A 9,929-nucleotide genomic window follows, 5' to 3' on the forward strand; every position below is an offset into this window, starting at 1 on the left:
ACGTCGATGTTTTCAAAGTCAACTCTTTGAGCTAGTCCTAAGTCTGCTAGTACTTTAGAGATAGCTGCTGTTGTAGTAGTTTTTCCGTGGTCAACGTGTCCAATTGTTCCAATGTTAACGTGCGGTTTGCTTCTTTCGAATTTTTCTTTAGCCATTTAAATTCTCCTCCTAATTTTTTATTTATTAGTTTTGGTTGGTGATTTCTCACCAACCTTTTTAATTTTTATTTTAACAAAGATTATTATTTTCCTCTTTGTTCTTGAATAGCTTTTTGGATAGAAGCTGGTACTTGTGTATACTCAGCAAATTCCATTGCATAGTTTGCTCTTCCTTGAGATTTAGATCTTAAGTCAGTTGCATATCCAAACATCTCTGATAAAGGTACTTTAGCAGAAATTATTTTAGCTCCGTTTCTATCGATCATTCCACTGATCATTCCTCTTCTAGAGTTTAAGTCTCCTATGATATCTCCCATGTACTCTTCTGGAGTAGTTACTTCTACTTTGAATACTGGCTCAAGGATTATTGGGTTAGATTTAGCAGCAGCTTGTTTAACAGCCATTGATCCTGCTACTTTAAACGCCATCTCTGATGAGTCAACTTCGTGGTAAGATCCATCATAAAGAGTTACTTTTACGTCAACTACAGGATATCCAGCTACAACTCCACTTTCTAGAGCTTCTTTACATCCTTTTTCTACTGCTGGAATATATTCTCTAGGAATAACTCCTCCAGTGATTTTGTTAACAAATTCAAACTCTTTTCCAGGATTTGGCTCAAGGATAATTTTAACGTGTCCGTATTGTCCTCTTCCTCCTGATTGCTTAGCATATTTAACTTCTTGGTCAGTTGTTCCAAGTATAGTTTCTCTGTAAGCAACTTGAGGTTTTCCAACTGTAGATTCAACTTTGAATTCTCTCTTCATTCTATCTACGATAATTTCAAGGTGAAGTTCTCCCATTCCTGAAATTATTGTTTGTCCTGTTTCTTCATCTGTCTTAACTTTGAAAGTAGGGTCTTCCTCAGCTAGTTTTGATAAAGCGATTCCCATTTTCTCTTGGTCAGCTTTTGTTTTTGGCTCAACTGCAACAGAGATAACTGGCTCTGGGAATTCCATTTTCTCAAGAACGATTGGTGCATCTTCAGCACAAAGAGTATCTCCAGTAGTAGTCTCTTTTAATCCTACTGCTGCTGCGATATCTCCACAGTAAACTGCGTCGATCTCTTCTCTTTTATTAGCGTGCATTTGAAGAATTCTTCCCATTCTCTCTTTTTTACCTTTTGTAGAGTTTAGAACATATGATCCTTTCTCTACTATTCCAGAGTAAACTCTGAAGAATGTTAATTTTCCAACAAATGGGTCAGTCATTACTTTGAATGCTAATGCTGCAAATGGAGCCTCATCTGACATCTCTCTATCTATTTCGATAGTAGGATCTTTCATATCAGTTCCTTTTACCATTGCAACGTCTGTAGGAGCTGGCATATAATCAACTATAGCGTTTAATAGTGCTTGAACTCCTTTGTTTTTGAACGCAGTTCCACAAGTTACTGGAACGATTACGTTGTCTATTGTAGCTTTTCTTAAAGCAACTCTGATCTCATCTTCGCTGATCTCTTCTCCACCAAAGAATTTTTCCATTAACTCATCGCTAGTTTCAACTATTGACTCTAACATGTGTTGTCTTAACTCTTCAGCTTTCTCTAATAATTCAGCTCTGATCTCTTTTATTTCATAGTTTTGTCCGTTGTCTGAGTCAACTGGCCATACTACTTCTTGCATTTTTATTAAGTCGATTACTCCCTCGAAGTTATCTTCTGCTCCGATTGGTAATTGAATAGGTACAGGGTTTGCACCTAATTTTTCTTTAATATCGTTTACACACATGCTGAAGTCAGCACCAATTCTATCCATTTTGTTGAAAAATGCGATTCTTGGTACTCTATATTTGTCAGCTTGTCTCCAAACAGTTTCTGATTGAGGTTGTACTCCATCAACTGCTGAGAATACTGCAACAGCACCGTCTAGAACTCTTAGAGATCTTTCAACCTCTACTGTAAAGTCCACGTGTCCTGGTGTGTCTATTATATTTATTCTATGCTCTCTCCAGAAACAAGTTGTAGCAGCTGAAGTAATTGTTATACCTCTTTCTTGCTCTTGCTCCATCCAGTCCATTGTAGCTCCACCTTCGTGAACCTCTCCAAGTTTGTGCTCTACTCCTGTATAGAATAGGATTCTTTCAGTAGTAGTAGTTTTTCCTGCGTCGATATGAGCCATGATTCCAACGTTTCTAGTCATATCTAATGAAACTTTCCTAGCCATTAAAAATTTCCTCCTCGAATTTTTTAAAACGAAATAATTGTCCTATACAGAATAATTAGATTTTATAGTGTGCGAAAGCTCTGTTAGCTTCTGCCATTTTATATGTATCTTCTTTCTTCTTAATAGTAGCTCCCTCGTTGTTAGCTGCTGCGATTAATTCTGCTGCTAACTTCTCGATCATACCATACTCTTTTCTTTGTCTTGTATAAAGAGTTAACCATCTGATAGCTAAAGTTTGTTGTCTATCTGCTTTAACTTCTACTGGAACTTGGTAAGTAGCTCCTCCGATTCTTCTTGATCTAACTTCGATTTGTGGTTTGATGTTTTCTAAAGCTTGTTTAAATACATCGTACCCCTCTTGACCAGTTTTCTCTTTTATTAAATCCATAGCTGAATAGAATATTCCTTCTGCTATTGCTTTTTTACCATCTAACATTATTGAGTTGATAACTTTAGTTACCACCTTATCAGAATATCTAGAATCAGGTAGTACATCTCTTTTTACTGCTGCTCTTCTTCTTGACATTTTTAACTGTTCACCTCCCTATAATTACGCTTTTTTAGCTCCATATTTAGATCTTGATTGTTTTCTCTTAGCAACTCCAGCTGTATCTAAAGCTCCTCTTATAACTTTATATCTAACCCCTGGTAAGTCTTTTGTTCTTCCTCCTCTTACAAGTACGATTGAGTGCTCTTGTAAGTTGTGTCCCTCTCCAGGAATGTAACAAGTAACTTCGATTCCATTAGTTAATTTTACTCTGGCAACCTTTCTTAAAGCTGAGTTAGGTTTCTTAGGTGTAGTAGTATAAACTCTTACACAAACTCCTCTTCTTTGTGGGTTTCCTTGTAATGCTGGTGATTTTTTCTTTTCAGATAGAGTATCTCTACCATTTTTTACTAATTGACTTAAAGTAGGCATTTTACCCTCCTTCCTAATTTTTTTATTTTATTTTAATATTATTATAACTTGAATATTATAATCATTTATTTTCAAAAAGTCAATAAAAATATAGCTACATTTTATAAATCCTTCTCATTATACCATATATTTTAAAAAATATAAAGTTTTTTTTATCTTTTCTAAAAAGAAAAGGGAAAAAATTACTCTAATGAACTCTGTATAAATACTGGTGATTGAAAGTAAGATTTTCCCTTTATCTGATTTTTTAATTTAACAGTTTTTTACTATTTTACTAATAAAGATTTTCCATTCATCTCTTCTGGTTTAGCTAGTCCAAGTATCTCTAACATAGTTGGAGCTATATCACATAGTTTTCCATCTTCTAATTTACAGTTTTTATATTTATCAGAAACTAAAATAAATGGTACATTGTTTGTTGTGTGAGCTGTAAATGGAATGTGTGTTTCTGGATCTTCCATTAACTCTACATTTCCATGGTCAGCTGTAATTAATAGTGTTCCTCCAAGCTCTAAAACTTTTTTAGATACTTTTCCTACACATCTATCTATTTTCTTTACAGCGGCAACAGCAGCATCAAATACTCCTGTATGTCCTACCATATCTGGGTTAGCATAGTTAACTACTATTACATCATACTCTCCAGAATCTAGAGCTTCCATAAGTCCCTCTGTTACTCCACAAGCTGACATCTCAGGTTGTAGATCATAAGTTGCTACCTTTGGAGAAGCCACTAATTTTCTATCCTCACCTACAAATTGCTCCTCTTTTCCACCGTTGAAGAAGAAAGTTACGTGAGCATATTTTTCAGTTTCAGCAGTTCTTAATTGTTTTAATCCAGCCTTTGATAAGATTTCACCAAAAGTATTAGTTATCTCCTTTTCTCCATATATTACTGGAGCATCTATTGTAGCATCATATTGACGCATACAGTAGTATTTTATATCCATATACTCTCTCTCAAATCCAGTAAAATCTTTATCATTCAATGCTCTTGTTATCTCTCTAGCTCTGTCTGGTCTAAAGTTGAAGTTTATAAACACATCTCCTTTTTTAACTAATCCTTGAGGATCTACTACTGTTGGAGCAACAAACTCATCAGTTTTTCCTTCAGCATATGATGTCTCTATAGCTTGTACAGCAGATTCAGCTTTATTTCCCTCTCCTAATACTATTGCATCATAAGCAAGTTTTACTCTATCCCAGTTTTTATCTCTATCCATAGCATAATATCTTCCTGAAAGAGTAGCTATTTTCCCCTCTCCAATCTCTGACATTTTTGCTTCTAACTCTTTTATAAATCCTTCTGCAGATTTTGGAGCAGTATCTCTTCCATCTAAAAATGCATGTACATATGCTTTTACTCCATATTTTTTAGCCATAGCTAAAAGTCCATATAGATGCTCTATGTGAGAGTGTACTCCACCATTTGATAACAATCCACCAAAATGAACTGTTTTACCATTTTTTACTGCATATTCAAAAGCCTCTTTTAAAACAGGGTTATTATATATTGTTCCCTCTCTTATATCTTTTGAAATCTCTACTAATGGTTGATATATTACTCTTCCTGATCCTATGTTTAAGTGTCCAACTTCTGAGTTACCCATCTGTCCTTCAGGTAGTCCTACTGCCTCTCCAGAAGCTTGTAATTCTGAATGAGGATACTCTTTCATTAAATTATAGAAATTCTCAGGGTTAGCAGCAACTATAGCATTTTTTTGCTCTGGGTGCTTATTTATTCCCCAACCATCTAGTATCATTAACATTACTGGTTTTTTCATTATTTTTTACTCCTCCTACTTCCTACTATTTAGCAGCTAAAACTATCTTAGCAAATGAAGCTGCCTCTAAAGAAGCTCCTCCTATTAATCCACCATCAATATCTGCTTGAGCTAATAATTCTACTGCATTTTCAGGTTTCATTGATCCACCATATTGAATTACCATCTCATCTGCAACTGCACCAAACATAGATCTTAATACTTCTCTTATCTCTTTATGAGTCTCTTGTGCCATCTCTGGAGTAGCAGTTTTTCCTGTTCCTATTGCCCAAACTGGCTCATAAGCTACGATTATATTTTTAGCTTCTTCAGCAGTTATATCTTTTAATCCCTCTCTGATTTGAGTTTCATTTACTTGTGCTGTTCTTCCAGCTTCTCTATCTTCTAATTTCTCTCCTATACATAGGATAGGTGTCATTCCTGCAGCAAGTACAGCTTTTACCTTTTCATTTATAAATTCATTTGATTCACAAAAGTACTCTCTTCTCTCTGAGTGTCCTAATATTACATATTTTACACCTATTGCTTTTAACATTAAAGGTGAAACCTCTCCAGTATAAGCTCCTGATGATTTAGGATATACGTTTTCTGCTGCTATCTCAACATTACTTCCTTCAACAGCTTTTACAGCATCTGATAGAGCTGTAAATGGAGCTCCGATTACTACTTTTACTCCCTCTACATCTTTTACTAATCCTTTTAATTCAGTAAGCATCTCTACTGCTTCTGCATTTGTTTTATTCATTTTCCAGTTTCCAGCGATTACATTTGTTCTCATGATTTTACCTCCATGTGCAATTTATTATATTATTCTCATTCTAAATATTATCATAGTAATTGTCAATTTTCAAATATTACATTGATCACTTACTAACTCTTAATTGGGCAATCTTTTACGATTTTGCTCATCTATAATATCCATATAGTAATTTTCGGCATTTTCATAAAAATCCTTTAACAGATCTCCGATAGAAAATTCCAACATCTCAACAAAAGTTTCATAGTCTTGAGCATCATAAGCTTTCTCAGCTTCCTGCATCTCCTGTTCAAAATCATTTATATAATCATCAAAATCACTGTACACAAAGTCCAAATCTCCACTTGACTTCATAAGTAACAGTAAATTATAGAACCATCTTAAAAATATTCCTCTCTCAATTATCTCTATCTCACTGATCTCTATTGCTACTTTTTTATCAGAATCATCTTCGTCAAATACTTCAAAAAATAGATCTATCTGCTCTTTAGCTCTCATTATTGAGTCTAGTAGCATCTCTCCCTCTGTCTTTGTTATTACCTCTACCAATTTTAAATCCTTTAGATTTATAATTGTATTATCTCTTAATTTTTCTCCATTCACATAGAATTTATATGGAACCTTATTGTCTAATGTTAACTGTTTATTTATCTCACTTACCATTCTACCAAAACTTTTAAACCGTTTCTGTTTTAGCTCCATTTTTTTATTGTCTACATATAACTCCATTTTTACTCCTTACTTCTCTACTCTATGGTTTAAAAATTTTTGAAACTGCAAAAGAAAAAATATATATCTGTTTTGGAGTACTCTTCTTAGTTAACTCTTTTATCATCTCTTTAATTGTACTTCCAGTAGTTACAATATCATCTACTATCAGTATAGTTTTCCCATTCAAATCTAATCCCTTATTTTGAAATGCTTTATATATATTTTCTTTTCTCTTTTCTTCATTTAAAAACTTATACATATGTTCAGTATTTTTCTCTCTATACACCTTTTCATATGAGATCTCACACTCTTCTAATAACTCTTCAACCTGATTAAAGCCTCTCTCCCTCTCTCTTGCCTTACTTATTGGTACTGGTAAGACAATATCTACATTTTTTTCACCTATAAGAGAGTTCAGTGGTTTTTTCATTAAAAGTGCTATCTCTTTTCCCAAACTTTTTCTATTTTTCAACTTAAAATCAGCTATTAATCTCTTTATGCTCTCATCATAATAGTAAAGGTAGTAATAGTTTTCTATATTCTTTAGACTACCTTTTCTCTTCAAATCTCTATAACACTCAAAACAGATGTAGTGAGAATCACTATTTGATCTTAAGCAAATTGGACATCTCTGAGAAAAAATCAACTCTTTAATACTCTGGACAAACTTTTTTCTTATCATCTTTCTCCAAATTTACTATCTTAGCTGAATATATCTCTGTATATCCACAATCAAGGCAAGTTTTTAGATAGTAAGTTCCTATCTCCAATTTTAATCCTGGGTTTTTCTCTGGGATAACAGTAGTTTTTACTTGGTATCTCTCACTACCACACTTCATACATCTAAAATCCAATTTCATCACCCCACGCTATATCCTTTGTCCAAGTTATTTTTTCCTCCAAAAAACTTATACAATCAAATCTAACTCTACTGGAATACTCTCTATTCAATGTTAAATAAATTTTAGCTGCTCTATAAATTCTTCTAATTTTTCTTAAATCTACTGCTTCTATACCATAGCCAAACTTTAGATTACTTCTATACTTTACTTCAACAAATACAATAGTCCCGTCTTTTTCAGCTATTATATCTATCTCTCCACCCTTGACCCTATAATTTTTTTCCAAGATCTGATATCCATGTGAAAGTAAAATATTCTCTGCTTTTTTTTCATAGATATCCCCAATCTCTTTAGTTGTTTTCATCTGTTCCAAGTATTTTCTTTAAAAAACTTTTTCTATGAATTGGAGTAGGGCCAAGTTTTATTAAAACCTCTCTATGAGCTTTTGTTCCATATCCCTTATGCTTTTCAAAGTTATATTCAGGATATTTTTCTGCTTCGTTCACTAAGATTCTATCTCTGGTTACTTTGGCTATTATTGAAGCTGCTGCTATAGCTAAACTTTTAGCATCTCCTTTTATTACAGCTTCCTGCTTCCCCTCATACTCTCTAATTTTGAAATTTCCATCAACAAGTATCAATACATCATCTGCCCCAACTTTATTTTTTAGCTCCTCTATAGCTCTTCTCATAGCTAAAAAAGTGGCATTAAGTATGTTTATCTCATCTATCTCTTGAGGTGTTGCTATTCCAACTCCAACCTCAAAGCTCTCCATTATCTTATCAAAAAGTCTCTCTCTTTTTTTCTCAGTTAATTTTTTTGAGTCATTTATCTCTTGTAACTCCTCTGAATAGCTTTTCAACTTTACCGCTGCTGCTACAACTGGTCCAGCTAATGGTCCACGTCCAGCTTCATCTACACCAATTATCTCTTTTCCCTTTTCTAAATCAAATTGATAAAGTAAATTATTCTCCATCTCTTTTCTCACTTTCTATCTTAGAAATATCTAATCCTACGTGCTTTGCAGCTCTTTTAAAATCCTCTGGTAAATCTGCCACTGCCAACATCTTAGTATTTTTTGTAGGATGAGTAAAGTTTAAGCTATATGCATGTAGCATCTGTCTTTTTATCCCTTCACTCTCATTTCCATATGTACTGTCACCTAATATTGGGTGGTTTAGATACTTCATATGAACTCTTATTTGATGTGTTCTTCCTGTCTCTATCCTAACTCTAACTAGAGAGTGATTCTTACTCTCATCTAATACTTCATAATTAGATATGGCATTTTTCCCATTCTCTTGAACTACAGCCATCTTCTTTCTATCTCTTGGATCTCTACCAATTAGAGTTTCTATCCTTCCACTCTTCTCTTTAAATATCCCTTTTACTATACAAACATAGGTTTTTTCCAATGTTTTTTCTTTAAACATCTCTGACAATCTTCCATGAGCCTCATCATTCTTAGCCACTACTATTACTCCACTTGTATCTTTATCCAATCTGTGGACTATACCAGGTCTGATTACCCCATTTATTGTAGAAAGATCTTTTACATGGTATAAAAGTGCATTTACTAAAGTTCCTGAATAATTTCCATGAGCTGGGTGAACAACTAAGTTAGGACTCTTATTTATAACTACAATATCACTATCCTCATAGATAATATCTAATGGGATATCCTCTGGAATCAGATCTAACACCTCATCTTCAGGTATGTTAACAGTTATAACCTCTTTTCCTTTTAGCTTATTTCCACTCTTTGTGATCTTTTTTCCTTGAATCTCTACAAGTCCATTATCTATAATTTTTTGAATATAGGATCTTGTAGCATCCTCTATTAACTCATTTAAAAATTTATCTATTCTTTTTCCTTTATCATCTTCATTAGCGTTTACTACTAAGCTCTCTTTTATTACCATCTCTGAATCTCTACTCCTATCTTCAACTTTTACATTAACATTATATCATTTTTTTCTATAATTAGATAGAAAAAAGAGGAGTCATTTATCCATACTCCTCTTCTTTTAATTTTTATATAAACTAAACCCCTAGTTTAACACTATAAATTATTTCAATGTATATTTATATGGGTTAAAAGCTACTTGTACTAATTTAAAATTCTGTATTCCTAAAGGTATACCTATTATTGTACAACATTGTGCAAACCCTATTACTAAGTGTGAAATCGCTAACCATATTCCTGCAAATACTATCCATAAGAAAGCTGTTATTGGTCTTGCTGGCTCTCCAAAGCTACTTTTTAAGACAACTCTTTTTCCAAATGGAGTAAGACAAGAACCTGCCATCTCAAAGCAACCTCTAGCAAAAGGGATTGTTATTATAAAGATAATACATAGTACACCTGCTATTATCCACTCAAAAGACAATACTAATCCTCCTAAGAAAAGCCAAATTATATTCATTATAGTCGACATTTTTTAATCCTCCTCTGAAAATAAAAATAGACATACCTCAGTATATCCTTCTTTCCTCAATATATATCTTTTGAATAAATGGCGGGAGTGACGAGGGTCGAACTCGCGACCTCATGCGTGACAGGCATGCGCTCTAACCAACTGAGCTACACCC

Annotated in this window: 13 protein-coding genes; all 13 read right to left on the reverse strand. The window is 33.6% G+C overall.

All coding sequences use genetic code 11. The features are described from left to right. A partial coding sequence (locus ABNK64_RS10520; protein ID WP_349764347.1) for a GTP-binding protein occupies positions 1–155 on the reverse strand: 155 nt, incomplete at its 3' end. An 86-nt stretch (positions 156–241) separates the two neighbouring features. Continuing rightward, positions 242–2,323 (reverse strand): elongation factor G, encoded by a 2,082-nt coding sequence (gene fusA, locus ABNK64_RS10525; protein ID WP_349764342.1) that lies wholly within the window; start codon positions 2,321–2,323, stop codon positions 242–244. 55 nt (positions 2,324–2,378) lie between these two features. Further along, entirely contained in the window at positions 2,379–2,849 is a 471-nt protein-coding gene (rpsG, locus tag ABNK64_RS10530) for a 30S ribosomal protein S7 (protein ID WP_005883286.1), read from the reverse strand. A gap of 24 nt (positions 2,850–2,873) precedes the next feature. Further along, positions 2,874–3,242, reverse strand: a complete 369-nt coding sequence (rpsL, locus tag ABNK64_RS10535) for a 30S ribosomal protein S12 (RefSeq protein WP_005883285.1) — start codon at positions 3,240–3,242, stop codon at positions 2,874–2,876. Between the two features lie 266 nt (positions 3,243–3,508). Continuing rightward, positions 3,509–5,026: a 2,3-bisphosphoglycerate-independent phosphoglycerate mutase gene (gene gpmI, locus ABNK64_RS10540; RefSeq protein ID WP_349764343.1), complete on the reverse strand. Its 1,518-nt coding sequence runs from the start codon at positions 5,024–5,026 to the stop codon at positions 3,509–3,511. 25 nt (positions 5,027–5,051) lie between these two features. Beyond that, positions 5,052–5,804 carry a triose-phosphate isomerase gene (gene tpiA, locus ABNK64_RS10545; RefSeq protein WP_291255919.1) on the reverse strand — a complete coding sequence of 251 codons (753 nt, stop codon included), beginning with the start codon at positions 5,802–5,804 and terminating at the stop codon, positions 5,052–5,054. Between the two features lie 99 nt (positions 5,805–5,903). Further along, complete coding sequence (locus ABNK64_RS10550; RefSeq protein WP_291255920.1) at positions 5,904–6,512, reverse strand: chemotaxis protein; 609 nt, start codon at positions 6,510–6,512, stop codon at positions 5,904–5,906. A 22-nt stretch (positions 6,513–6,534) separates the two neighbouring features. Continuing rightward, the gene (locus ABNK64_RS10555) at positions 6,535–7,176 is read right to left on the reverse strand and encodes a ComF family protein (protein ID WP_291255921.1); all 642 of its coding nucleotides are present in this window, start codon (positions 7,174–7,176) and stop codon (positions 6,535–6,537) included. Next, a complete protein-coding gene (locus ABNK64_RS10560; RefSeq protein ID WP_291255922.1) occupies positions 7,145–7,354 on the reverse strand; it encodes a zinc ribbon domain-containing protein in 210 nt (69 codons plus the stop codon). Before ABNK64_RS10560 ends, ABNK64_RS10555 begins: the two co-directional genes overlap by 32 nt. Continuing rightward, a complete protein-coding gene (locus ABNK64_RS10565) occupies positions 7,338–7,700 on the reverse strand; it encodes a YraN family protein (protein WP_349764344.1) in 363 nt (120 codons plus the stop codon). Before ABNK64_RS10565 ends, ABNK64_RS10560 begins: the two co-directional genes overlap by 17 nt. Beyond that, entirely contained in the window at positions 7,687–8,313 is a 627-nt protein-coding gene (rnhB, locus tag ABNK64_RS10570) for a ribonuclease HII (RefSeq protein ID WP_349764345.1), read from the reverse strand. The genes ABNK64_RS10565 and rnhB overlap by 14 nt, the downstream gene beginning before the upstream one ends. Then, complete coding sequence (locus ABNK64_RS10575) at positions 8,303–9,259, reverse strand: RluA family pseudouridine synthase (protein ID WP_349764346.1); 957 nt, start codon at positions 9,257–9,259, stop codon at positions 8,303–8,305. Before ABNK64_RS10575 ends, rnhB begins: the two co-directional genes overlap by 11 nt. A gap of 147 nt (positions 9,260–9,406) precedes the next feature. Then, positions 9,407–9,775: a YccF domain-containing protein gene (locus tag ABNK64_RS10580; RefSeq protein ID WP_291255926.1), complete on the reverse strand. Its 369-nt coding sequence runs from the start codon at positions 9,773–9,775 to the stop codon at positions 9,407–9,409. Positions 9,776–9,929: the final 154 nt, after the last annotated feature.

The sequence above is a fragment of the Fusobacterium sp. SYSU M8D902 genome, assembly GCF_040199715.1.
Taxonomy (GTDB): Bacteria; Fusobacteriota; Fusobacteriia; order Fusobacteriales; family Fusobacteriaceae; genus Fusobacterium_A.